Here is a 24,449-nt window from a genome sequence, read left to right as displayed (position 1 = left end):
AGGGGGCAGGGATGTTGCTGGCAAATAAGATCAAACATCATCGCATTATTTCACTATTAGCGCTGGCGCTAACGGTTATTCCATTTAGCGCGTCGCACGCTGCACTTCCGGGTTCACCCCACGGCACGATGGCTGTTAGCGAGAGTCAACAGCGCATCAGACAAGCTTTCTCCGGTGCCGATCAACCTTTCTATCAGGCTTCGCTGGCGACTCTCTATGCATCACGCCAGATGCAGCCGATTTGGCAGGATCGCAACGCAGTAGAGAAATTTCAGCAGCAACTGGCCGAAGTTGCACTTTCCGGTGTGCAACCACAATTTACCCGCTGGGTTGATCGCTTAACCAATCCAGACATCAAAGGCTTTGCCCGTGATGTGGTGCTGTCGGACGCCATGCTCGGTTATCTGCAATTTGTCTCGAACGTACCGACGCAGGGCGAAACCTGGCTGTACAGTAATGTGCCGTATAAGCTGGCGCAACCTTCTGTGGCGGTGGTGAATCAGTGGCAAAACGCAGTAAATGCGGGCGCTAACGCAAGCTTTATTGCTTCGCTGGCTCCGCAGCATCCTCAATATACGCTGATGCATGCAGCGTTAAAAAATTTACTGGCAGATAAGCGTCCGTGGCCGCAGTTGAGAAATCGCGAAACGTTGCGCCCAGGTCAGGTGAGTGACGATGTGCCCGCTTTACGCGAGATTTTACAGCGCAGCGGTATGTTGCGTGCGCAGACCTCAACACCAGCCCCCACGGATGACGCGGTGCCCACCGCCGCCGTGCCGGTAAGCCAAAGCGAACAACCGGTAGCGGTGAGTCCTTCTGCTACCAGCGTTAGCGATCTTCCTGCTCAGTCACCGCAGTCTCCGGGCAATGTTCAGAACTCCAGTACGGAAGTCAGCGTAGCCAATATCTATGACAATACGCTGGTGGCGGCGGTTAAACGCTTTCAGCAATGGCAAGGGCTGGCCGATGATGGCGCTATTGGCCCGCGTACGCGTGAATGGCTGAATGTTTCACCACAGATGCGCGCCGCGTTACTGGCACTGAATATTCAGCGGTTACGGCTACTGCCAGATGACATGCACAACGGCATTATGGTGAACATAGCCAACTACTCGCTGATTTATTACAACAATGGCAATAAGGTTCTTTCCTCACGGGTCATTGTGGGGCGCCCCGATCGTAAAACACCGCTGATGCGGAGCGCGTTGAATAACGTGGTACTTAATCCGCCCTGGAATGTGCCGACGTCGCTGGTACGACAGGACATTATTCCGAAGGTTAAACAGGACCCCAGTTATCTCTATAAGCATGGATATATTTTGCTTTCAGGCTGGAGCGCGGACGCGCAGGTTATCGACCCCAGCATGATTGACTGGAGAATGGTATCGGCTTCCTCCTTCCCGTATCGCCTGCGCCAGGCGCCAGGCACAACGAACTCGCTCGGTCGTTATAAATTTAATATGCCGAGTTCCGATGCGATTTATCTGCACGACACGCCAAATCATACGCTGTTCCAACGCGATATTAGGGCGCTGAGTTCGGGATGTGTTCGCGTCAACAAAGCCTCTGAACTGGCGGAGATCCTGTTGCAGAATGTGGGCTGGAACGACAGCCGCATCTCAAGCACCTTAAAAGAGGGAGATACGCGCTATGTGTCTATTCGTCATCATATTCCGGTTAACCTTTATTACTTAACTGCATGGGTTGCGGAGGATGGTAAACCGCAGTACCGAACAGATATTTACAATTATGATGATACTGCACGATCGGGCAGCCAGCTATTGCCACGAGCAGGACAACTCATGCTCTAGTGATTGATTATTCGTCACTCTTCAATGCGTATAAAAAAGCAAATTCTGCTTCAAAAAGGCGATCCCAACGGGGATCGCCATATAAACTCCCTCACCATGGGTTGACGATCACCTGAGAGATAGTTAAGGTTCGGCCTTGTGCGCTTTTTGCACATTTCTATGGCTCCACTTTCAGGTAACACGCTACATGTCTAATATCGATTCTTTTCGTCGCAAACTTCTCCTTTGCGGAAGCGCAGCCGCTGGCCTGGCCTTATTGCCAGCTTCAGCAAGGGCCTCACTTTCAACTTCTCGTCCACGTGTATTGACGCTTAATAATCTGCATACTGGCGAAACCCTTAAAACTGAGTTTTTTAATGGGAAAAGTTATGACAAGGATGAGTTGTCGCGTTTGAATCACTTCTTCCGCGACTTCCGTGTTAACCAGGTGAAAAATATTGACCCCCATTTATTTGATCAAATTTACCGTCTGCAAACCTTGCTGGACACACATAAACCGGTGCAGTTAATTTCCGGTTATCGTTCGCTGGCGACAAATAACATGTTGCGCGAAAGGGGGCCGGGTGTCGCGAAGCACAGCTATCACACGAAGGGGCAGGCGATGGATTTTCATATTGAAGGCATCGCGTTGAACAATGTTCGCAAAGCTGCATTAACAATGCGCGCGGGTGGTGTAGGATATTACCCACGCAGCAACTTTGTGCACATTGATACCGGGCCGGTAAGGCACTGGTCATAAACCGGCAGCGCTGCGCGAGTCGGTCATGGAGCATTATGAATTACCACATTATTCCTGTTACCGCATTTGCACAGAATTGCTCTGTCATCTGGTGTGAAACCACGCGTGAAGCGGCTCTGGTCGATCCTGGCGGTGATGCAGCAAACATCAGGCAGACGCTTGAGCAGCTGAAGCTTAAACCGGCACAAATTTTGCTAACGCATGGTCATCTCGATCATGTCGGTGCGGCCGCTGAGTTAGCCGCATTTTATCAGGTTCCGGTTATCGGTCCGCAAAAACTGGATGCGTTTTTGTTTGAAGCATTACCCACTCAGAGCCGTATGTTTGGGTTGGATGAATGTGACCCTTTTACCCCCGATCGCTGGCTGGAAGAGGGTGACAGCGTACAAGTGGGTTTAGTGACGCTGGAAATAAGGCACTGTCCAGGCCATACGCCAGGACACATCGTCTTTTTTGATCGTGTCGGAAGATTACTTATATCGGGGGATGTGATCTTTAATGGTGGCGTAGGTCGTACTGACTTCCCGCAAGGAAACCATCATCACTTGATCGAGGCGATTAAAACGAAGCTACTGCCGTTAGGCGATGATGTGGAGTTTATTCCCGGACATGGGCCGACCTCTACTTTAGGGCGAGAACGTATCAGTAATCCTTTTCTGCAATAAGAAATGGGCCATTTGGCCCATTTCTTATGCTGAATCTGGCTTGCTTAAAGCACAGCGACAATGGCTTCGCACAGCGCTGACATATTATCTGGCGTCATGCCCGCCACGTTCACCCGGCCAGAATTTACCGCATAAACGCCGTACGACTCACGTAGGCGAATCACCTGATCCTTCGTCAGCCCGCTGAAGGAGAACATACCGTTTTGCCTGATAATAAAGCTAAAATCACGCTGCGCGCCTTTCTCTGCCAGGGTATTCACGAAAAGATGGCGCATGCGTTGAATACGCTGGCGCATATCGGAAAGCTCCTGCTCCCATATAGTACGTAAAGCGTCGTTGCCCAAAACAGTCGCTACGACGGCAGCGCCGTGCGCTGGCGGGTTCGAATAGTTGGCGCGGATGGTGTATTTCACCTGGCTAAATGTCGCGTCTGCTACAGCGGTATCGGCAGCCACTAACGTAATCGCCCCAACGCGCTCGTTGTATAAGCCAAAGTTTTTCGAGTAAGAGCTGGCAACAATGAGTTCCTGATGCGTTGCAGCGAAAATGCGTAATCCTTCAGCATCCTCCTCCAGACCGCGAGCGAACCCCTGATAGGCGAAATCGAATAGCGGCAGCCAACCATTAGCCTGAGAAATTTGTGCCAGTTGTTGCCATTGTTCAGCCGTAGGATCGATACCGGTGGGGTTGTGGCAGCAACCATGGAACAGCACCACATCACCCGCTTTAGCATCCTTAAGCGAGGCCAGCATACCGTCAAAATCTAGCGTATGGTTTTCAGCGTCGTAATACTGGTATTCACACACTTCCAGACCGGCAGCATTAAACACGTTTTTATGGTTTGGCCAGCTTGGATTGCTTATCCAGACTCGCTTTACCGGGGTTTGAGTCGAGAGAAAATCTGCGGCTACCCGCAGCGCACCGGTGCCGCCTGGGGTCTGAGCCGTACGCGTGCGACCTGCGGCAATCAAAGCATTCTCTTTGCCAAACAATAACTCCTGCGTGCAACGAGCGAAATCTGCCAGACCATCAATGCTGAGATAGTTTTTTGTGGTTTCATTCTCCAGCAGATACTGTTCGGCTTTTTTAACGCTGGTCAGTACGGGCGTTTTACCGGTTTCATCTTTATAGACGCCAATACCCAGGTTAATTTTTTCAGGGCGGTCATCAGCGCGGAACAGATCGGCCAGTCCAAGAATAGGGTCGGCGGGTGCAGCAGAGATCGATTCAAACATGAGTCAGGTCCAGTAGCGTGAACTTTAGCAAAATGAGCTATCAGGTTAGCGCTGAGGCAGGCAAAAGCCAACCGTTTGCGAGACAAATTCATCATTTAGCGATCAGGAAGCGGGAATAGTAAAAAAACTAATAGTACAAAAAGTTAACAGGCGAGGGAGCGAGGATTTGCCGATAAAGAAACGGAGCCTTGGCTCCGTTTCTTCTACATCTTCAGACTGTCTGACTTAGAACTGGTAAACCAGACCTACAGCTACGATGTCGTCGGTGTTCAGACCCAACGGGTTGTTGTCGTCCAACCGGTTAATATCGTATTCAGCATAGGTAGACATGTTTTTGTTGAAGTAGTAGGTTGCGCCAATAGAGAAGTATTTGACCAGGTCAGCATCGCCCACGCCATCGATGTCTTTGCCTTTAGACTGAACATAGGCCAGAGACGGACGCAGACCGAAATCGAACTGATATTGCGCAACAAGTTCAATGTTTTGAGCTTTGTTAGCAAAAGCAGTGTTAGTTGTGCCAGGACCAGTGGTGATTGAAATTGGCGTAGAGTTACGGGTTTCACCGTACATCGCTGCCAGGTAGATGTTATTGGCATCATACTTAAGCGCAGTAGCCCAGTTTTCAGCACGTTTGCCCGCGCCAACTACAGTACCATCAGCTGCAACGGTACCTGCCGCCTGAGCATCAGTACGGTCACTGCTGCTATATGCACCTACAACAGCCACACCGATTGGTGAGGTGTAAGAGGTTGACAGGCCCCAGCCATCGCCGTTTGCACGACGGATGTCGGTACGGTCGTTTTTACCTTGATACTGAACAGCGAAGTCCCAACCGTCAACCAGACCAAAGAAGTTAGTGTTGCGGTAGGTTAACAGACCGGTGCTGCGGCCGTTCATGAAGTTATCGGAGTAGCCGGAATCGCCACCGAACTCTGGCAGCATATCGGTCCAGCCGATTGCATCATAAACCACACCGTAATTACGGCCGTAGTCGATCGAACCAGCGTTACCGAACTTCAGACCGGCAAAGCCCAGACGGGTTTTATTACCGTCTTGTGCATCAGAACCTTCAGAGTTGTTAGCCTGAACGTTGTATTCCCACTGACCAAAACCGGTCAGCTGGTCGTTAATCTGAGTTTCACCCTTAAAACCGAAGCGAACATAAGTCTGATCGCCATCGCGGCCGTCATCATCAGAAAAGTAATGCAGGCCAACAGCTTTACCGTACAGGTCCAGTTTATTGCCGTCTTTATTATAGGTTTCTGCTGCGTTTGCTGCGCCTGCAGCTAACAGAGCAGGGATAACCACTGCAAGAATGTTGCGCTTCATCATTATTTATTACCCTCATTGGAGTTATTCGGACACCTTCCACTCATGTCAAGAAACCTTTACGGGAACCCTGAAAGAAGATGGGCGTCTCATGTATCTGCACGCATCTTTCCATCACCCTGACGGCAATTCCACCTCGAAAATGCTACTAAACTCGTAATCTTGTTTCAGTGAGAAAAATTATATTACAAAATGTAAAATTAAGGGAACTTTGTGAGAGAACTCATAATTTACAAAAATAAAAAAAGGCCGGCGATGCCGACCTCGTTATATATATGAATTTCTTATAATTAATATCAGATTTTAGAAACTCGCGTTACGGGGGGTGCGTGGGAAGGGGATAACATCTCTTACATTTTGTACGCCCGTGACATAGGCTATTAAACGTTCGAAACCTAAACCGAAACCAGAATGAGGAACGGTGCCGTAGCGACGCAGGTCACGATACCACCAGTAATCTTCTTTATTCAGCCCCATTTCTTCCAGGCGTGCATCCAGGACAGACAGACGTTCTTCACGCTGTGAACCCCCAATAATCTCACCAATGCCTGGCGCCAGAACGTCCATTGCGGCAACAGTTTTACCGTCATCATTAAGGCGCATATAAAAGGCCTTGATATCTTTCGGATAGTTTTTCACCACGACCGGCGCTTTAAAGTGTTTTTCCGCCAGATACCGTTCATGCTCAGAAGAGAGATCAACGCCCCATGAAACGGCGTTCTCGAACGTCTGGCCACAATTTATCAAAATGTCAACCGCGTCCGTATAATCCACCTGGGCGAAATCGGTGGTAATAAAGCGCTGCAAACGATCGACTGCATCTTTATCCACTCGCTCGGCAAAAAACGCCATATCATTAGCACGCTCATCTAAAACCGCTTTAAACACGTATTTGAGCATGGATTCCGCCAGGGCTGCTGCGTCATCAAGCGATGCAAAGGCGATTTCCGGCTCCAGCATCCAGAATTCAGCCAGATGGCGGCTGGTATTGGAGTTTTCAGCACGGAAAGTCGGCCCGAAGGTATAAATTTTTGACAGTGCGCTGGCATAGGTTTCGCCGTTCAGTTGGCCCGATACTGTCAGGAAGGCTTCTTTCCCAAAGAAATCTTCACTAAAGTCAACGTTGCCCTGATCGTTACGCGGCAGGTTTTCCATATCCAGCGTTGAAACACGGAACATTTCGCCTGCGCCTTCAGTATCAGACGCCGTAATCAGTGGTGTCGACACCCAAAAATAACCATTTTCATGGAAGAAGCGGTGCAGCGCTTGTGCCAGGGTGTGGCGAACGCGCGCAACTGCGCCAATCAGGTTAGTGCGTGGACGCAGGTGTGCGACTTCACGCAGATATTCAATGCTGTGACGTTTAGCCGCCATCGGGTAGCTGTCTGGATCTTCAACCCAGCCCACGACTTCAAGTCCGGTAGCCTGAATTTCGAATGCCTGGCCCTGTCCTGGCGAAGCCACGACGGTGCCGGTGACAATGACAGAACAACCGGTGGTCAGACGCAGCACTTCATCCTGATAATTATTCAGAGAATTATTGACGACAGCCTGAACGGGATTAAAGCAGGAACCGTCATAAACGGCGATAAAGGAAAGACCGGCTTTTGAATCTCTTCGGGTACGCACCCAACCACGTACGGTGACTTCACTGTCAACCGCGACGCGACCGTGCAGTACATCCGCTACAGGCACTACGCTCATAAATATCTCTCTATATAGAAGAAGTGAGTAAAAAAAGTTGCCCCATCCGGGGTTTTGCTATGTTACTTGCGGCTAAACAGGAAACAAGCAAAATTGCGGGAGAAAAGCAGATTTATTACAGCAGAAGCGGGGCGGGTTAGCGCCCCGGTAGGAGGATGCTTAACTGGCCTTTTTTACCAGGGGTAAATCGAAGGCTTTTCGTAACGCTTTGACGAAGGCTTTATCCTGGCAAATGGTTTTGCCCGGACTATCAGAAAGTTTCGCAACCGGCTTGCCGTTACATTCCACCAGTTTAATCACAATATTAAGCGGCGTGACGCCGGGAATATCGCAGGTTAATCGGGTGCCGATGCCAAAGATAACGTTAGCGCGTTGACCAAAGTGGCGATACAGCGCCAGGGCTTTATCCAGGTTAAGGTTATCGGAGAATACCAGGGTTTTACTTTGTGGATCGATGCCTAACTTTTGATAGTGGGCAAGGGCTTTTTCACCCCATTCAACCGGATCGCCTGAATCGTGGCGCAACCCTTGATAACGCTGGGAAAAGGCCAGGCCGAAATCACGCAGGAAGGCATCCATGGCAATGCAATCGGTTAATGCAATACCAAGCTGATCGTCATATTCATCCAGCCAGGCTTGCAGGGCGGCACGCTGACTGTTGGCGAGTACCGGGCTAATTTGCTGAAACGCCTGAAACCATTCATGTGCCTGGGTGCCAACCGGTGTCAGGTCTAAACGGCGCGCCAGATCATAATTGCTGGTGCCAACCAGCCAGGGGAAATCCTGCTTAAGCGTGCTAACAATCGACTGCTGTACAACCTGTGAGTAGCGACGGCGAGTGCCAAAATCCATCAGTCGGAAACGCGACATATCAAGATCGGCAACGTCATGCTTAAACGCATCAAGCTTCGTGTGCAGATGATCCAGTGCCTGCTGCGTTCCGATTTGCGGGGTGCGGTGGCGATGCACCACTTCGCTGATTAATGCCAGCAGCGGTACTTCCCACATAATGACTTCCCGCCACGGTCCCTGAATACGAATGTCCAGCTTGCCGTGATGATTGCGTACCTTAACCTGTTCAGGGTTGTAGCGGAAATCTCGCAGCCAGTTGAGATAATCGCTCTGGAAGAAGGGGAGCGCTGCCAGCCAGGCATACTCCTCATCATTGAGTGACAACCTCTGCATAGCGTTAATCGCTTCGCGAATCTCATCAGCGTAAAAACCCAGCAGCTCGTCACCGCGGCAGCGAAACTCCGCCACCACCGTTACGTCATGGTAGCGGTGGAAAACAGCTTGCTGCATATGGAGCTTGTAGGCATCCGTATCCAGCAGCGAAGTCAATATCGGGGAAGCATGTCCTGTCATGGCGCGTTTCAGCATCCTGTTCGGTGGCGCAGAGTCCGGTGTGATAAAAGTCATAACGACACAGAAGTATAAATCAGTAACTGAGGCCGATCACAGCATATTTCAAGGCTATGGGTCGAGGTTAAAATGTGCCATTGTTAAGGAATTGTAGCGATTCTTGCCATTACATGTCTTGCTATTACATGTATTGTGCGTGGCAAGCTGGTAGTAACCAGCTTAGACTTTGGCGGTAAACTTATACCAATGCGAGACGGAATATGACGCAACAGCCACAAATTAAATATCGCCACGATTATCGTGCGCCGGATTATACCATTACCGATATTGATCTGACGTTTGAACTGGATGCTGCTACCACACGTGTGACAGCGCTCAGCCAGGTCAAACGCTTAGGTGACAGCCAGGCTGAATTGCGTCTGGATGGCGAAGCGTTAACCTTAATTGCGCTGGAAGTGAATGGGCAGCCGTGGTCGGCCTATCATGCAGAGGAAGGTAAGCTGGTACTTAACCAGTTGCCTGACAGTTTTACGCTGAAGATCGTTAACGACATTCATCCCGATCAAAATACAGCACTTGAGGGATTGTATAAATCGGGCGAAGCGCTCTGTACCCAATGTGAAGCGGAAGGTTTCCGTCATATTACCTGGTATCTCGATCGTCCAGATGTGCTGGCGCGCTTCACCACCACGATTATTGCCGATAGCGAACGCTATCCGTTCCTGCTTTCAAACGGTAACCGTGTTGACAGCGGACTTGATGCGCAAGGGCGTCACTGGGTGAAGTGGCAAGATCCCTTCCCCAAACCTTGCTACCTGTTTGCGTTAGTGGCAGGGGATTTCGACGTGTTGCGTGACAGCTTCACCACACGATCAGGACGCGATGTGGCGCTGGAGATCTTTGTTGATCGTGGTAATCTCGATCGGGCTGACTGGGCGATGACCTCGCTGAAAAACAGCATGAAATGGGATGAGGAGCGCTTCGGTCTCGAATATGACCTCGATATTTTTATGATTGTCGCGGTGGACTTCTTCAACATGGGCGCAATGGAGAACAAAGGGCTCAATGTCTTTAACTCCAGGTATGTGCTGGCAAAAGCTGAAACCGCCACCGATAAAGATTATCTTGGCATCGAAGCGGTTATCGGTCACGAATATTTCCATAACTGGACCGGCAATCGCGTGACCTGCCGCGACTGGTTCCAGTTGAGTCTGAAAGAAGGGTTAACCGTGTTCCGCGATCAGGAGTTCAGCTCTGACCTCGGCTCGCGTGCGGTCAACCGTATCGATAATGTTCGCATCATGCGTGGCGCGCAGTTTGCTGAAGACGCCAGCCCGATGGCACACCCGATTCGCCCCGAACAGGTGATCGAAATGAATAATTTCTACACCTTAACGGTGTATGAAAAGGGTTCAGAAGTGATCCGTATGATGCACACGTTGCTGGGCGAGGAAAATTTCCAGAAAGGTATGCAGCTTTATTTTGATCGCCACGACGGCAGCGCGGCGACCTGCGATGATTTTGTACAGACAATGGAAGATGCCTCGAATGTGGATTTGTCGCAGTTCCGCCGCTGGTACAGCCAGTCGGGCACACCCGTGTTAACCATCCGCGACGATTACAACCCGGAGCTGGAGCAATACACGCTGCATGTCACTCAGCATACGCCCGCAACCGCAGATCAGAAAGAGAAGCTGCCGCTGCATATTCCGCTGGATATTGAATTATATGATGGTGAAGGCAACGTCATTCCGCTGCAACACAATGGCCATCCGGTTCACCCTGTGTTAAATATCACTGAAGAGTTTCAGACCTTTATTTTCGACAAGGTTTACTTCCAGCCAGTGCCGTCGCTACTGCGTGAATTCTCAGCGCCAGTGAAGCTTGACTACAAGTGGAGCGATGCGCAACTTACTTTCCTGATGCGCCATGCGCGTAACGATTTTTCTCGCTGGGACGCGGCGCAAAGTTTGCTGGCGACCTACCTGCGCCTGAATGTTGCGCGTCACCAACAAGGCCAGCCGCTTTCGCTACCGCTGCATGTTGCGGATGCGTTTCGTGCCGTGCTGCTTGATAAAAACAGCGATCCCGCACTGACGGCGCTGATTTTAACGTTGCCGGGTGAAAATGAAATTGCCGAATTGTTTGAGGTGATCGATTCGCAGGCGATAGCGGTGGTGCGTGAAGCGCTGCAACGTTTGCTGGCGAAGGAGTTAGCCAATGAGTTCTTTGCGGTCTATAACGCCAGCCAGCAGACTGAATATCGGATCGAGCACGCTGCGATTGGACAGCGCGCCCTGAAAAATGTCTGCCTGAGCTATCTGGCGTTTGGCGATGCAGAACTGGCGAATAAACTGGTGCAAGCACAATATCAGCAGGCCACCAACATGACCGATGCGCTAGCCGCGCTATCAGCCTCAGTAGCAGCGCAGCTAGCGTGCCGCGAAGCACTGCTGGCGGCTTATGACGAGCGCTGGCATCAGGATGGTTTAGTTATGGACAAATGGTTCATGCTGCAAGCCACCAGCCCGGCGGCCGATGCGCTAACAAAAGTGCGCGAGCTGCTACACCATCGCGCCTTTACCATGGGCAATCCAAACCGCATCCGCGCGCTGATTGGGGCCTTTGCTTCAGGTAATCCGTCCGCTTTCCATGCTAAAGATGGCAGCGGCTATCAGTTCCTGGTAGAAATGCTGACCGATCTCAATACCCGTAATCCGCAGGTCGCGGCGCGCATGATTGAGCCATTGATTCGCCTGAAACGTTACGATGCCGGGCGCCAGGCGCTGATGCGCAAGGCGCTGGAGCAGCTGAAAGGATTAGATAAGCTGTCCGGCGATCTGTACGAGAAGATTACCAAGGCGTTGAATGCCTGATAATAAAATAGCGGGTTGAATAAACCCGCTATTTTCGTCAGCTGATAAACCTGAAGCGTGAGAGCGTCAGGCCGAAGGGTAAAGCGTTCCGCATCCTGCACAAACGATCAGGGTAGTCTGGAGAGGGCTTGTTAATCCTCTCCGTTTTTTAGCGCTGCTGGGCATAACGCACTGGCTGATCGCTTTCGCCGCGTCGCATCACGCGATCCAGGACTTCCGCTTCCAGCTCCGCCAGCCTTGCCGAACCCCGACGGCGGGGACGCGGTAGATCAACCAGTAAATCCAGACCAATCTGACCTTCCTCGATCAGCAAAACGCGATCGGCCATGGCGACGGCTTCGCTGACGTCGTGCGTCACTAACAGCACGGTAAAATGATGCTGCTGCCACAGCGATTCGATCAAACCCTGCATTTCAATCCGCGTTAAGGCATCCAGCGCTCCCAGCGGCTCATCCAGCAGCAGTAAGCCTGGGCGATGGATCAGCGCACGAGCCAGCGCCACGCGCTGTTTCTGACCGCCCGACAGTGCCGCAGGCCAGTCGTTAGCGCGTTCAGACAGGCCAACGGCGTCAAGGGCTTCCAGCGCGGCGCTGCGCCACTCGCGACCACGCAGGCCCAGGCCGACATTATCAATCACTTTTTTCCAGGGCAGCAAGCGCGCATCCTGAAACATCAGACGCGTATCATCACGTGCTGATTGTAACGGCGCATCCCCCGCCAGCAGTTGCCCGCTGGTGGTTTGCTCCAGCCCGGCAAGTAAGCGCAATAATGTGCTTTTACCGCAACCGCTGCGCCCGACCACCGCCACGAACTGGCCCGATGGAATATGCAAATCAATATTATTCAGGATAGTGCGGTTGCCGTATTGCTTGCTGACCGCATTAACGCCAACCGGCGTACCGGTATTGAGACGCGCCGGGGAAAGGGTAGTACTCATGCGTTCTCCTCCTTTAATTGATAAGCCGGATGCCAGCGCAGCCAAACGCGCTCGAGCAGCAAGGCGGTGACATCGGCCAGCTTACCGAGCAGGGCATAGAGAATGATGGCGACCACCACCACGTCTGTTTGTAAAAATTCACGCGCATTCATCGCCAGATAACCAATGCCGGAGTTAGCTGAGATAGTTTCGGCGACGATCAGCGTCAGCCACATCAGGCCAAGAGCGAAGCGTACGCCAACCATAATGTTAGGTAATGCGCCGGGTAAAATAACCTGAATAAACAGGCTCCAGCCTGACAAACCATAACTGCGCGCCATCTCAACTAAGCCGCGATCGATGTTGCGAATGCCGTGATAGGTATTGAGATAAATTGGGAACAGCGTGCCAAGCGCCACCAGAAATATTTTTGCGGCCTCATCAATGCCGAACCATAAAATCACCAGCGGGATCAGCGCCAGATGCGGCACGTTGCGCAGCATCTGTACCGAGGTATCCAGCAGGCGTTCGCCAATGCGCGACGTGCCGGTAATCAAACCGAGCAATAAGCCAATTGAACCGCCAATACTAAAACCAATCGCCGCACGCCAGCCGCTGATAGCAAGGTGCTGCCACAGCTCGCCGCTGGCGGCGAGGTTATAAAAGGTGATGACGATATTTTCCGGTGACGGCAAAATGAGCGTGGATAACAAACCGGTTTGAGAAGCGATTTGCCATACTCCCACCAGCAGCGCTGGCAGCAGCCACGGCACCAGTTGATTAGAAATGCGTTTATGGACTTTAGCCATGATATTTTCCTTAGCGCTGCGCCACTTTTTTCTCAGGGGTAAAATCATTGGCGACCGCTTCGCCGCGCTCTTGCACCACGCGAGGTTGTGGAACCAGGGCGACGTTTAAATCAAGGTGCGGGAACAGCAACTCGCCGACGCGATAAGCTTCTTCCAGGTGTGGATAGCCGGAAAGAATGAAGGTTTCAATGCCCAGATCGGCATACTCTTTAATGCGTGCCGCTACCGTCGGACCATCGCCAACCAGCGCAGTGCCTGCACCGCTGCGAACCAGGCCCACACCTGCCCATAAATTTGGGCTGATTTCCAGCTTATCGCGACGTCCGCCATGCAGCGCAGCCATACGGCGTTGTCCGACTGAATCCGCGCGTTTAAACGCGGCCTGCGCTTTGGCAATGGTGGCGTCATCAACGCTGGCAATTAACTTGTCTGCGGCCTGCCAGGCTTCTTCGTTGGTTTCGCGTACAATCACGTGCAAACGGATACCAAATCGCATTTTACGTCCTTGCGCGGCGGCTTTGGCGCGCACTTGCTCAATCTTCTCTTTAACCTGTGCCGGCGGTTCGCCCCAGGTCAGATAGACATCAACCTGCTCTGCGGCCAGCTCCTGAGCCGGTTCTGAAGACCCGCCAAACCACAGCGGTGGACGCGGTTGCTGTACCGGTTTAAACATCAGGCGCGCACCGCGCACATTGACGTGTTTGCCTTCGTAATTGACCGTTTCGCCTTCCAGCACCCGCCGCCAGACGCGGGTAAACTCGGCTGATTCAACGTAGCGTTCACGATGGTCGAGAAACACACCATCGCCTGCCAGTTCTTCCGGGTCACCGCCCGTCACCAGATTAAACAGCGCCCGCCCATTTGAGAGGCGATCCAGCGTTGCCGCCTGCCGTGCGGCCTGCGTTGGCGAAACCACGCCGGGACGCAGCGCCACCAGAAAACGTAAACGCTGCGTGACGGGAATCAGTGAGGCCGCGACCAGCCACGCATCTTCACAGGAACGTCCAGTAGGAATTAGCACGCCGCCGAAGCCGAGACGATCGGCTGCCTGTGCAATCTGCTGTAAATAGGCGTGATCGACCGGGCGTGCACCCTCCGCCGTGCCAAGATAGTGACCATCGCCATGGGTTGGCAGAAACCAGAATACGGATACGCTCATTTTTCGCTCCTTATTGCGTGACGGTGTGCGGATGCCAGAGGCGATCGTTGATCGACACTTTTACTGGCATCAGATGACTGGCATAAAACAGATCGGCGGTTTGCTGTTGGGCAGCGGCGGTTTTGGCACTGACCGTTGTTATCGTGGACGGCGGGCGATGATCGAGATAACTGGCAATCACTGGCTCGGGCAAGCCCATCGCTTTTGCTAACAGCTCGATACTTTGCTGACGTTGACTCACCGTTAACGCATCGGCGTCGCTGAATATTTTCAACACGTTCTGGATGAAATCGCCGTGCGCCTCGGTAAATTTGCGCGTGGCTAAATAGAAGGAGCCGGTTTGGTTGAGCTTGCTGCCATCCGCTAAAACGCGAACATTGCCTTGTAGCAACGCAGCAGAATAGTAGGGATCCCAGATTACCCAGGCATCAACGTCACCCTGCTGAAAAGCAGCGCGCGCATCGGCGGGCGTCAGATAAACGGGCTGAATATCGGTAAAATTTAGCCCGGCTTGCTTAAGCGCACGCAACAGCAGGTTGTGCGAGCTGGATCCTTTTTGAAACGCGACCTTTTTGCCTTTTAAATCGGCAACGCTTTTAAGGGGACTGTTCTTTGCTACCAGGATAACTTCGGCTTTAGGCTTGGGCGGTTCCGAACCGACATACAACAGATCGGCTCCCGCAGCCTGAGCGAAAAGCGGAGGAATATCGCCAGTACTGCCAAAATCGATACTGTTAACGTTCAATGCTTCCAGCATTTGCGGCCCGGCCGGAAACTCAATCCACTGAATTTTGGTGTGGGGAAAACGTTGTTCCAGCATCTGATGAGTCTTAGCCAGCACCATGCTGACCGAGCCCTTTTGATAACCCACGCGGAATTGTGTGGGTTCTGCCTCTGCGGCTTGCGCCTGCGAACCCAGTAATAACAGCGTAGCGGCGAGCCATAGGCCTAATGTCCTTTTCATCAACGCTTCCTTATACAGCCTGGGCGACGGGATAGTGATGGCGCGTCAGCGCCAGCCAGAATGACTCAACCGCTTCATCAAGACGTTGAGACAGCGAAGCTTGCAGCTCAGGTTTACGATCGTAATGAGTAACCTGATAGTCTTCGGCGTAGACGCCATGCAGAATTTCCTGTGCTTTGAGTGCATTCAGCACCGGCTTGAGCGCGTAATCCAGCGCTAACATATGGCCGCTACTGCCGCAAGTGGCTAAGGGCAGCACCACTTTGTGTTCAAGTGCGCGCTCAGGCAGTAAATCCAGTAGCGTTTTCAGGGCACCGGAAAAAGAGGCTTTATATACCGGCGTGGCCACAATCAGCCCGTCTGCATCATTTAAATCTTCGCGCAGCGCCAGCAACGCCGGGGCATCGAAATGCGCATTAATCAGATCGTCCGGCTGGAAATTATGAATATTCCACGGGATCACCTCTACGCCGCGTGCTTCCAGCTTGTGCTGGCAAAGCGTTAGCAGAGAAGTGGAACGTGAAGGAAATCGAGGGCTACCTGCCAGCGTAATAACGTGCATCGTCACTCCTTATAACTAAAAGTTATTGATTATCTATTGTTGAGAACTGATGGCTCATCCTGGCAGAACAGGCGGCGGGGCTTAAATGATTTATCTGGCAATCCAGGTGCAAATTCTGCATATAGCGCAGCCGTTGCCTGTTAGCGAAAACCGGCTGTAGAGGGTGAATTTGAGACAAGTCTTAAAAAACAGTAAATATGTGACGCTACTCATTAAAAGTAATGAAGCGATTTGCTTTTTTCTTTCTGTCTCACTTGCTAATTTATCTTTCCTCAGATTGATTAACTTTTTGATATGTTCAGTTTATGACGTGAAGTCATAAGCGAATTTTCCCTGCGTTGATCAGGATAAAAAACCATAGAAATCAAAAGCGGTTAACCAGACAGAACAATTTTATTTAGGATTAATTGCAAAATTCGCTCTGAAGAAAAATTGCAGTTTAAGAGAAACTGTTGCTGTCAGGCTAAGCCCGGTTAGCATTTCTGATTAATACTCACGACGCATAAAAGTGAATAACTTAAATTAATTTTCAACCAAACTGCGGTTGGTTTTGGTTATTCATGCATATCACTAAAGGATGAAAAATAACCCAGTCGCGATTCATCAATTTCCCATCTAGATAATTCCGCGTATTAAGGATTAAGATTCACTGGCTCAACGAAAGCACAGCTACTTCTTCGTTTATTAAAAAGATTATCGTCTTCTGTTTCCGCGCCTGTATCTGGCGGGCGAACAGTATTGTTCATTTTCTAACAGCAGAGAATCGCATATGTCTGACATCCTTTTATCGGTCATTATTCCGACATATAACGTAGAAAAATACATTGTAGAGTGCGTAGATTCATTGTTACATCAAATTAAAGCGCCCAATGAAATTATCATTGTTAATGATGGTTCAACTGACGGAACCCTGGCTTTAATTGAACAGAATTATGCCCACCTTTCACACATTAAAGTGATTACGATTGAAAACGGCGGGTTAGGTAATGCACGTGATACAGGTGTAGCACTGGCTCAGGGACGTTATATTTTCTTTTGCGATCCCGATGATGTGGTTGTGGATGGGCTGCTTAGTGAGCTTAAAACAGTCAATGAAACATACCCTGAAACTGACCTGTTTTGCTTCAATTCCTGCGTTTATGAAGATGGGAATAGTCACGTGACCTCACCAAAAGTCCAGCATGAGCAATTTGGTACGCAGCGCCCACAAGAAGTGTTTGCGCGTCTGTTGCGAAATGGCACTTACACATCAGCGGTATGGAATTATGTTGTGAAGAAAGAGGTGATTGAACGGCATCATTTACGGTTTGTTCGCCGCGTACATGAAGATCATAATTTTACGCTTTCCGTTTTTTTGAAATGCAAACAGGCATGGGTGAGTCGTCAGGTCTATTATAAACAGCGAATCCGTAGCGGTTCTTTAACGAACAGTACCAAAGGCGAAGAGTTTTTCTTCCAGCGTTATGATGCCTTTATTCACTCTTACAACACATTAAACAGTTCCTTGTCTAAGTCAAAATGGCGTGCGACTTTAGAAAAAGAGTATCTGACCCATTCGTTTCGGTTGATGATTTATCTTTCACTTTATAATCAGACGCCCGTGCCAGAATATGTGCGTAATGCTATCCGTTTTATGGGGAAAAAAATTAAAACCAGCAGCTTTAAAGAGTGGTTGTTGTTTAATCGCCCTGAAGTGTTTATTGCGTTGCAAACGTATAAAGTGAGAAAAGAGCTGAAGCGTGCCGCCTGATTCTGAAAATCATGTGGAAATATTGTTAATGTCTTGAAGGCGTGAGAAGGTGTTTTATGCAATATGTATAAGGTTGTTGCGACATGGCAAAAGTTCTTGATAAAAGTTTGATGGTTAATATTTTATCCCTGCTGGCGTACCGGGGAGCCTCTTTTTTGTTCCCGCTGGCAACGTTACCTTATCTGGCTCGTATTCTGGGCGTTGAACAGATGGGGGTACTGGCGCTGGCTATCGCCTGTGTCCTCTATTGCAGCACCATCTCGGATTGGGGATTTAATGTTTTCACCACCAAAGATATTGCTCATCACCGGGATGATAAAGAACGTGTAAGCCAGCTATTTTGGTCAACCTTCAACGCCAAACTGATGTTGCTGGTATTAACCAGCGGTATTTTACTGTCTGCGACAGGACTCAATCCGGCCTGGCATCCGTTATTTTTTATTATTCTGGCAAACTGTACCACGCTGATTGGTTCGCTGTTCTCGTTCGGCTGGCTTATGCAGGGATATGAAAAGCTCGGTAAGACGGCGGTCATTGCCACCTTTGGTAATTTCTGCGCCATACCCTTGACCTTTCTGTTAGTAAAAACGCCGCAGGATACCTGGCTTGCCGCTTTGATACCGGGCGCTGTTTCGATGATTAGCGCACTGATCACGCTGAAGTTTGTGCTGGAGATGAAGGTGATTGGCCGCTATCGCTTTGAACCGCAGGAGATAAAACAGCGCATTACCGACAGCATGGACGTATTTATTGCCATCGCCGGGGCGAATCTGTTTAACAGCGTGAATGTGGTGATCCTCGCCAGTTTTACCTCCCATTATATGGTGGGCATTTACAATGGCGCCGATCGCCTGCGTAAAGCGGCTAACTCGGTGCCAGAACAGATTGGCAGCGCTTTTTTTCCGCGTGTAAGCCATCTTTTTGGCCGCGATAAAACTGCCGCGATTGCCGCCACGCGAAAAAGCCTGCTGTTGTCATTTTCACTGAGCCTGTCGATTGTCATTTTTACCTGGCTTTTTGCCGATGACGTGGTGGCATTACTGCTGGGTAAAGATTTTATCCCTTCGGCAAATGTGTTGCGGGTATTTGTGCTGTGTTTCCTGTTTGGCAATATTTCCTATCCGGCCGGACTGCAAATTCTGATCCCGCATGGTTTAGCCCGTCAGCGCATGTTAGTGATGATGGCCGCCGGCGTGGTAAACGTTCCGGTTTGTTGTGTGCTTGCCTGGCAATATGGCGCGCTGGGTGCGGTATGGTCGATGGTTATGGCCGAAGCCTTTGTCTGCATTGGCATTTTTACTCTTATGGCTCGTCATGGTATTCTGCGCGATTATCTGTCTCCCGCTCGCGCCCAGGTCGCCTCTGTGAATGACAGTGCTGTGTAAGATCAACGCAGCGTTAAACGCCTTTCTGCATCCTCGTCGTTCGATTTACTTTTGCGCCAGAGCACTTTACCATTCTGGCGCACATTTTCTTGTGCACTGACTTTCACGATCGTTTCCGCCCTGCAGGAGAGTGCATGCTTTATCCTATCGTCCGACCGGCGCTGTTTAAACTCGATCCCGAGCGCGCGCACGAACTCACCTTTCAGCAATTGCGTTTTATCAGTGGAACGCCGCTGGAAGGGCTGATCCGTCAAAATCTGCCGTCGCGCCCGGTAAGCTGCATGGGGTTATCTTTTAAAAATCCGCTTGGCCTTGCTGCGGGACTCGATAAAAACGCTGAGTGTATTGATGCATTTGCTGCCATGGGTTTTGGCTTTGTGGAAGTGGGAACGGTGACGCCACGTGCCCAGGCGGGTAATGATAAGCCGCGCATGTTTCGGTTAATCGAAGCGGAAGGAATTATTAACCGCATGGGATTCAATAATCTCGGCGTCGATCATCTGGTAGAGAACGTTAAAAAGGCACGGTTTGCGGGTATTCTCGGTATTAATATTGGCAAAAATAAAGATACCCCGGTTGAGCAGGGCAAAGACGATTATCTGATCTGCATGGAAAAGGTGTATGCCCACGCCGGATATATCGCCATTAATATTTCTTCGCCTAATACGCCAGGTTTACGCACGTTACAATACGGCGAAGCGCTGGACGATCTTCTCGCTTCGATTAAAGCAAAACAAAAAGAGCTGGAGCAGCGTCATCTTAAACATGTTCCGATCGCCGTAAAGATCGCGCCGGACCTTTCTGAAGAAGAATTGGTGCAGGTTGCCGATAGCTTAATTCGCCATCACATTGATGGCGTGATTGCGACAAATACCACGCTTGATCGCTCCCTGGTGAATGGCCTTAAACATTGTCACGAAGTGGGTGGACTGAGCGGACGCCCGGTTCAGTCGCGCAGCACCGCGATAATCCAGCGTCTGTCGCAAGAATTGCAGGGCCGCTTACCGATTATTGGCGTGGGTGGGATTGATTCACTCACTGCCGCACGTGAAAAAATGGCGGCGGGCGCGACGTTAGTTCAAATTTATTCCGGCTTCATATATAAAGGACCAGAGTTAATTAAAGCGATCGTCACCCACCCGTAAGATAATTCTCACAATATGGCGCCGGGGGGTTTATTTCTCCCTCCGGCTCGTTTATATTTTGGCCTGTTGCACGCTTTTTCAGCTTTTCTTTATGTTGTTTATTTCGCGACTTTTGCGTTTATTTCAGCGAAGCGGTTTACTACAGGGCACATTATGAAAATCAAACCTGATGATAACTGGCGTTGGTACTTCGACGCTACGCATGACCGGATGATGCTTGATCTGGCTGACGGTATGCTTTTTCGTTCCCGTTATTCCCGTAAAATGCTCACGCCTGATGCTTTTAGCGAAACTGGGTTTTGTGTTGACGACGCCGCACTTTATTTCACGTTCGAAGAGAAATGTCGTCAAAGTCAGTTAAATAGCGATCAATGCGCCGAGTTAGTATTAAACGCGTTGGTTGCCGCACGCTTTCTTAAACCCCTGATGCCAAAAAGCTGGCATTTTTCCAGCCAGCAACAAAATCTGCAGCCCGCTGTTGGCGAAATAGTCGAAGTGACGCTGGCCGACAGTGGCGAGCAGGCACAACTGCTGGTTGTCGAAAAGGGCGACAATGCCGCGCTCTGTTTGCTGGCGCAACCTGCATTAACGCTCGCAGGTAAAGGAATGGTATTGGGCGATGCGATTAAGGTCATGAACGATCGCCTGCAGCCCTGTCACCAGGAAAATGCAACGCGCTACGCCCGCGCGGTATAGTCACTTAAGCCAGTTCAATATCGCCTGCTGGAATGCAGCTGCAACTCAGGATAGTGCCATCCGCACGAATGGCGCTTTGCTTCAGCGCTTTTACCTCGCCCGAAATCAATGTGACTTTACAGCTGCCACACAATCCTGCCCGACAGGAATAGTGAATGCGGTAACCCTGCATTTCTAACTGCTCAAGTAATATTTGCTGATTATCACCGCAGAATGGTTGTCCCTGATAATCAATGGTGAGTCTGGCTTGCGCCTGCTGTTGCGGTTTCAACGTTTCCACTACCGCGCCAGCGCCATACGCACGCGGCGTATGGCGTTTTAGCACCGTCATTTCATCGCCCACGCGGATAATACCGCTGTTACGGGCAACAAGATTAAGGCCAAAATCAATGTCGCCGCTGCCATCTTGTGCGCTACGAAAGTTTTGCAGGGTGGCGAGCGGCTGACCATCGGGATGTTTGCGGCCACTTTCCGGGCTAACGGTGGTAAATACGCAGCGGCTACAGGGTTTCGGGACCTCAAACGTGACGCCACCAATCTGGATCTCAGCCCAGCTATCTTCGTCCCAGGCGGATGCGCCGTTCACGACCAGGTTGGGACGGAACTGTTCTATACGCACGCTGGCAGGGCAGCGTTGCTGCAAATCCTGCAATGAGGCGCTGTTTATCAGCAGGAAAGGATAGCCATCGGCGAAGCCCAGCGGTACGGTGGCGAAGCGCTTAACCCGACGGGAAAGTTGTGGCCCCACCCAACGCAGTTGTACTTCGCGCGGAAAGAAGTGACTAAGCCACTGATTGATGGCTTCCGGCGCAATGCGCGAGGTGAAATGATTGCCCCACACCTCGGTCGGCTCTTCCTTGAGGGCAAAATCACTGAAGCGAATCAGTGACTGACTGCCGTCAGGCGCCTGCAGAAATAAACCATCCGGCAATACCGCGGGGGTGAAACGCACCATCTCAGGGTACTGACGCGCCGTAATAAAGGTGCCATTCGGCTCGGTCACCATGAAGATGCGATCAAATGCCAGGCCGCTGTCCAGCACCTGAGCATGAGAGAGGTGCAGTCCACGCATTGATTTAACGGGATGAATAAATAAGCGGGAAAGCGTAATCATGAAGATCTCCTTGAAACCAGGCGCGCAAGACAAAAGAAGCTAACTTTATGACATAGGTCTCTGATTCGCTATAATGCGCAACAATTTTCTCAAGAGTAAAAAGGGACGATATGAATTCTCTGTTTGCCAGCACGGCGCGTGGGCTCGAAGAGCTGTTAAAAAGTGAGCTGGACGCGCTGGGCGCGCAAGATTTGCAAGTCGTACAGGGAGGCGTTCACTTCGTGGCTGATGACCGCATCATGTATCAAAGCCTGATGTGGAGCCGCCTGGCGTCGCGTATCCTGTTGCCGCTGGGCGAGTTTGGCGTCTACAGCGATCTTGACCTTTATCTTGGCGCGCAGGGCGTTGACTGGCCAGCAATGTTTGGCAGCGACAAAACTTTTGTGGTGCATTTTAGCGGTACTAACGATTCAATCCGTAACAGCCAGTTTGGCGCATTAAAAGTAAAAGATGCCATTGTAGACAGCTTTACCCGCAAAAACCTGGCGCGCCCGAATGTTGATCGTGAACAGGCCGATATTCGCATTAACGTCTGGTTAAATGATGATCGTGCCAGTATCTCGCTGGATCTGAGCGGCAGCGCGCTGCATCAGCGCGGGTATCGTCAGCAAACCGGTCAGGCGCCGCTCAAAGAGAATCTTGCTGCTGCAATTGTGCTGCGTTCTGGCTGGGAACCGAGCACGCCGTTAATTGATCCGATGTGCGGCTCCGGCACGCTACTGATTGAAGCCGCATTAATCGCCTGCGATCGCGCGCCAGGTCTGTTGCGTAAACACTGGGGCTTTACCGCCTGGGAACAGTTTAACGCCGTGTTATGGTCTGAAGTAAAAAGCGAAGCGCAAGCCCGCGCACGTGCTGGCACTGCGGCGGCGAAGGCGCGCTTCTTTGGCTATGACAACAACGGACGCGTACTGGAATGGGCGCAGGCCAATGCTCGCCGCGCAGGTGTCTTTGAGCTATTTACCTTTGCCCAACAGGATGTATTAACGCTGACTCATCCGCTGGCAGCAGAGATTCACGGTACGGTATTGAGCAATCCGCCGTATGGCGAACGTCTGGAAAGCGAACCCGCGCTGATCGCGCTGCACAGCCAGCTGGGTCGTATCATGAAACAGCATTTCGGCGGCTGGAACTTGTCGCTGTTTAGCGCCTCGCCGGATTTGCTGAGCTGCCTGCAACGGAGGGCCGATCGCCAGTTTAAAGCCAAAAACGGCCCACTGGATTGTGTGCAGAAAAACTATCAGCTGTCGGTAAACAGCAGCGAGGGCGCCAGTCAGATCGCTGAAGATTACGCCAACCGCCTGCGTAAAAACCTCAAGAAATTAGAGAAGTGGGCACGTCAGGAAAAAATTGACTGCTACCGTATTTATGACGCTGATCTGCCGGACTATAACGTGGCGGTCGATCGTTACGCCGATTGGGTGGTCATTCAGGAATATGCACCTCCGAAAACGATTGATCCTAATAAAGCACGTCAGCGCCTGTTTGACGTGATCAGCGCGACGTTAACGGTGCTGGAACTGCCAGCGAATCGCCTGATTCTAAAAACGCGTGAGCGCCAGAAAGGCAAAGCGCAGTACCAGAAGCTGAGCGAAAAGGGTGACTATTTTGAGGTGCAGGAGTTTAACGCCCGCTTCTGGGTGAACCTGACCGATTACCTTGATACGGGTTTGTTCCTCGATCACCGTATTGCCCGTAAAATGCTCGGCCAGATGAGTCAGGGTAAGGATTTTCTTAACCTGTTTGCCTACACCGGCACGGCCAGCGTTCATGCCGGTCTGGGTGGAGCACGGTCCACCACTACGGTGGATATGTCGCGCACTTATCTGGAGTGGGCGGAGCGTAATCTGCGTCTGAATGGCCTGACGGGACGACAGCATCGCCTGATGCAGGCGGATTGCCTGAGCTGGCTGCATGAAAGTGATGAGAGCTTTGACCTGATCTTTATCGATCCGCCAACCTTCTCCAACTCCAAACGAATGGAAGAAAGCTTCGATGTGCAGCGTGATCACATGATGCTGATGCGTAATCTGAAACGTTTGCTGCGTCGCGGCGGCACAATTATGTTTTCCAATAATAAACGTGGTTTCAAAATGGATCTGGAAGGGCTGAAAGCGTTAGGCCTGCAAGCGCAGGATATTACTCAGAAAACCCAATCGCAGGATTTCGCACGTAACCGCCAAATTCACAACTGCTGGTTAATCACTCACGCCGGTAAGGAATAAGTT

General features: G+C 51.0%; 19 protein-coding genes. 9 read left to right on the top strand and 10 right to left on the bottom strand.

All coding sequences use genetic code 11. The annotated features are described in order from the left end of the window. Nucleotides 1–11: 11 nt before the first annotated feature. From ldtD to H2P46_RS00670, 3 genes are all read left to right on the top strand, one after another. Nucleotides 12–1,811 carry a L,D-transpeptidase gene (ldtD, locus tag H2P46_RS00680; RefSeq protein WP_193403297.1) on the top strand — a complete coding sequence of 600 codons (1,800 nt, stop codon included), beginning with the start codon at nucleotides 12–14 and terminating at the stop codon, nucleotides 1,809–1,811. A gap of 187 nt (nucleotides 1,812–1,998) precedes the next feature. Continuing rightward, a complete protein-coding gene (gene mepK, locus H2P46_RS00675; RefSeq protein WP_193403296.1) occupies nucleotides 1,999–2,550 on the top strand; it encodes a peptidoglycan L,D-endopeptidase MepK in 552 nt (183 codons plus the stop codon). 35 nt (nucleotides 2,551–2,585) lie between these two features. Beyond that, nucleotides 2,586–3,215, top strand: coding sequence for an MBL fold metallo-hydrolase (locus tag H2P46_RS00670; protein ID WP_193403295.1), 630 nt, complete (start codon nucleotides 2,586–2,588; stop codon nucleotides 3,213–3,215). Between the two features lie 44 nt (nucleotides 3,216–3,259). On the opposite strand, the gene H2P46_RS00665 is transcribed toward H2P46_RS00670, so the two are convergent. The 4 genes from H2P46_RS00665 to pncB all read right to left on the bottom strand — a co-directional run bounded on the left by H2P46_RS00665 (nucleotide 3,260) and on the right by pncB (nucleotide 8,848). Further along, complete coding sequence (locus tag H2P46_RS00665; RefSeq protein ID WP_193403294.1) at nucleotides 3,260–4,450, bottom strand: amino acid aminotransferase; 1,191 nt, start codon at nucleotides 4,448–4,450, stop codon at nucleotides 3,260–3,262. A 225-nt stretch (nucleotides 4,451–4,675) separates the two neighbouring features. After that, nucleotides 4,676–5,782 carry a porin OmpF gene (gene ompF / locus H2P46_RS00660; protein ID WP_275092408.1) on the bottom strand — a complete coding sequence of 369 codons (1,107 nt, stop codon included), beginning with the start codon at nucleotides 5,780–5,782 and terminating at the stop codon, nucleotides 4,676–4,678. A gap of 300 nt (nucleotides 5,783–6,082) precedes the next feature. Beyond that, entirely contained in the window at nucleotides 6,083–7,483 is a 1,401-nt protein-coding gene (gene asnS / locus H2P46_RS00655; RefSeq protein WP_193403293.1) for an asparagine--tRNA ligase, read from the bottom strand. Nucleotides 7,484–7,642: 159 nt separating this feature from the next. Next, nucleotides 7,643–8,848 carry a nicotinate phosphoribosyltransferase gene (pncB, locus tag H2P46_RS00650; RefSeq protein ID WP_193403915.1) on the bottom strand — a complete coding sequence of 402 codons (1,206 nt, stop codon included), beginning with the start codon at nucleotides 8,846–8,848 and terminating at the stop codon, nucleotides 7,643–7,645. 257 nt (nucleotides 8,849–9,105) lie between these two features. Between pncB and pepN the strand changes: the two genes are divergently transcribed. Next, entirely contained in the window at nucleotides 9,106–11,721 is a 2,616-nt protein-coding gene (gene pepN, locus H2P46_RS00645; protein WP_193403292.1) for an aminopeptidase N, read from the top strand. 148 nt (nucleotides 11,722–11,869) lie between these two features. Here pepN and ssuB read toward each other — a convergent pair whose 3' ends face one another. Genes ssuB through ssuE form a run of 5 tightly spaced genes read right to left on the bottom strand, consistent with a single transcriptional unit; the run spans nucleotide 11,870 to nucleotide 16,131 of the window. Beyond that, nucleotides 11,870–12,658, bottom strand: a complete 789-nt coding sequence (ssuB, locus tag H2P46_RS00640) for an aliphatic sulfonates ABC transporter ATP-binding protein (RefSeq protein ID WP_193403291.1) — start codon at nucleotides 12,656–12,658, stop codon at nucleotides 11,870–11,872. Continuing rightward, nucleotides 12,655–13,446, bottom strand: a complete 792-nt coding sequence (ssuC, locus tag H2P46_RS00635) for an aliphatic sulfonate ABC transporter permease SsuC (RefSeq protein WP_193403290.1) — start codon at nucleotides 13,444–13,446, stop codon at nucleotides 12,655–12,657. Before ssuC ends, ssuB begins: the two co-directional genes overlap by 4 nt. A 10-nt stretch (nucleotides 13,447–13,456) precedes the next feature. After that, nucleotides 13,457–14,605 (bottom strand): FMNH2-dependent alkanesulfonate monooxygenase, encoded by a 1,149-nt coding sequence (gene ssuD / locus H2P46_RS00630; protein WP_193403289.1) that lies wholly within the window; start codon nucleotides 14,603–14,605, stop codon nucleotides 13,457–13,459. A gap of 10 nt (nucleotides 14,606–14,615) precedes the next feature. Then, nucleotides 14,616–15,569: a sulfonate ABC transporter substrate-binding protein gene (locus H2P46_RS00625; protein ID WP_193403288.1), complete on the bottom strand. Its 954-nt coding sequence runs from the start codon at nucleotides 15,567–15,569 to the stop codon at nucleotides 14,616–14,618. Nucleotides 15,570–15,579: 10 nt separating this feature from the next. Beyond that, entirely contained in the window at nucleotides 15,580–16,131 is a 552-nt protein-coding gene (ssuE, locus tag H2P46_RS00620; protein ID WP_193403287.1) for an NADPH-dependent FMN reductase, read from the bottom strand. 769 nt (nucleotides 16,132–16,900) lie between these two features. Here ssuE and H2P46_RS00615 point away from each other — a divergent pair. The 4 genes from H2P46_RS00615 to H2P46_RS00600 all read left to right on the top strand — a co-directional run bounded on the left by H2P46_RS00615 (nucleotide 16,901) and on the right by H2P46_RS00600 (nucleotide 21,107). Beyond that, a complete protein-coding gene (locus H2P46_RS00615; RefSeq protein WP_193403286.1) occupies nucleotides 16,901–17,881 on the top strand; it encodes a glycosyltransferase family 2 protein in 981 nt (326 codons plus the stop codon). Between the two features lie 83 nt (nucleotides 17,882–17,964). Then, nucleotides 17,965–19,266, top strand: coding sequence for a flippase (locus tag H2P46_RS00610; RefSeq protein ID WP_193403285.1), 1,302 nt, complete (start codon nucleotides 17,965–17,967; stop codon nucleotides 19,264–19,266). A gap of 134 nt (nucleotides 19,267–19,400) precedes the next feature. Then, entirely contained in the window at nucleotides 19,401–20,411 is a 1,011-nt protein-coding gene (gene pyrD / locus H2P46_RS00605) for a quinone-dependent dihydroorotate dehydrogenase (protein ID WP_193403284.1), read from the top strand. A gap of 153 nt (nucleotides 20,412–20,564) precedes the next feature. Further along, entirely contained in the window at nucleotides 20,565–21,107 is a 543-nt protein-coding gene (locus H2P46_RS00600; RefSeq protein ID WP_193403283.1) for a cell division protein ZapC, read from the top strand. A 4-nt stretch (nucleotides 21,108–21,111) separates the two neighbouring features. Here the strand turns inward: H2P46_RS00600 and H2P46_RS00595 are convergent, their stop codons facing one another. Further along, the gene (locus H2P46_RS00595; protein ID WP_193403282.1) at nucleotides 21,112–22,221 is read right to left on the bottom strand and encodes a YcbX family protein; all 1,110 of its coding nucleotides are present in this window, start codon (nucleotides 22,219–22,221) and stop codon (nucleotides 21,112–21,114) included. A gap of 110 nt (nucleotides 22,222–22,331) precedes the next feature. On the opposite strand from H2P46_RS00595, the gene rlmKL reads away from it, so the two are divergent. After that, a complete protein-coding gene (rlmKL, locus tag H2P46_RS00590) occupies nucleotides 22,332–24,446 on the top strand; it encodes a bifunctional 23S rRNA (guanine(2069)-N(7))-methyltransferase RlmK/23S rRNA (guanine(2445)-N(2))-methyltransferase RlmL (RefSeq protein ID WP_193403281.1) in 2,115 nt (704 codons plus the stop codon). Nucleotides 24,447–24,449: the final 3 nt, after the last annotated feature.

It is taken from the genome of Mixta mediterraneensis (assembly GCF_014946725.1).
GTDB classification, from domain to species: Bacteria; Pseudomonadota; Gammaproteobacteria; order Enterobacterales; family Enterobacteriaceae; genus Pantoea; species Pantoea mediterraneensis.
This window is presented reverse-complemented; position numbering and strand designations above follow the sequence as displayed.

Bases quoted from the DNA above. Each gene is read 5' to 3' on its own strand.
- pepN (WP_193403292.1), top strand. From the start codon at position 9,106: ATGACGCAACAGCCACAAATTAAATATCGCCACGATTATCGTGCGCCG.
- H2P46_RS00670 (WP_193403295.1), top strand. From the start codon at position 2,586: ATGAATTACCACATTATTCCTGTTACCGCATTTGCACAGAATTGCTCT.
- ompF (WP_275092408.1), bottom strand. From the start codon at position 5,782: ATGATGAAGCGCAACATTCTTGCAGTGGTTATCCCTGCTCTGTTAGCT.
- ssuB (WP_193403291.1), bottom strand. From the start codon at position 12,658: ATGAGTACTACCCTTTCCCCGGCGCGTCTCAATACCGGTACGCCGGTT.
- H2P46_RS00600 (WP_193403283.1), top strand. From the start codon at position 20,565: ATGAAAATCAAACCTGATGATAACTGGCGTTGGTACTTCGACGCTACG.
- H2P46_RS00595 (WP_193403282.1), bottom strand. From the start codon at position 22,221: ATGATTACGCTTTCCCGCTTATTTATTCATCCCGTTAAATCAATGCGT.
- mepK (WP_193403296.1), top strand. From the start codon at position 1,999: ATGTCTAATATCGATTCTTTTCGTCGCAAACTTCTCCTTTGCGGAAGC.
- pyrD (WP_193403284.1), top strand. From the start codon at position 19,401: ATGCTTTATCCTATCGTCCGACCGGCGCTGTTTAAACTCGATCCCGAG.
- ssuD (WP_193403289.1), bottom strand. From the start codon at position 14,605: ATGAGCGTATCCGTATTCTGGTTTCTGCCAACCCATGGCGATGGTCAC.
- ssuC (WP_193403290.1), bottom strand. From the start codon at position 13,446: ATGGCTAAAGTCCATAAACGCATTTCTAATCAACTGGTGCCGTGGCTG.
- H2P46_RS00610 (WP_193403285.1), top strand. From the start codon at position 17,965: ATGGCAAAAGTTCTTGATAAAAGTTTGATGGTTAATATTTTATCCCTG.
- pncB (WP_193403915.1), bottom strand. From the start codon at position 8,848: ATGACAGGACATGCTTCCCCGATATTGACTTCGCTGCTGGATACGGAT.
- H2P46_RS00615 (WP_193403286.1), top strand. From the start codon at position 16,901: ATGTCTGACATCCTTTTATCGGTCATTATTCCGACATATAACGTAGAA.
- rlmKL (WP_193403281.1), top strand. From the start codon at position 22,332: ATGAATTCTCTGTTTGCCAGCACGGCGCGTGGGCTCGAAGAGCTGTTA.
- asnS (WP_193403293.1), bottom strand. From the start codon at position 7,483: ATGAGCGTAGTGCCTGTAGCGGATGTACTGCACGGTCGCGTCGCGGTT.
- ldtD (WP_193403297.1), top strand. From the start codon at position 12: ATGTTGCTGGCAAATAAGATCAAACATCATCGCATTATTTCACTATTA.
- H2P46_RS00665 (WP_193403294.1), bottom strand. From the start codon at position 4,450: ATGTTTGAATCGATCTCTGCTGCACCCGCCGACCCTATTCTTGGACTG.
- ssuE (WP_193403287.1), bottom strand. From the start codon at position 16,131: ATGCACGTTATTACGCTGGCAGGTAGCCCTCGATTTCCTTCACGTTCC.
- H2P46_RS00625 (WP_193403288.1), bottom strand. From the start codon at position 15,569: ATGAAAAGGACATTAGGCCTATGGCTCGCCGCTACGCTGTTATTACTG.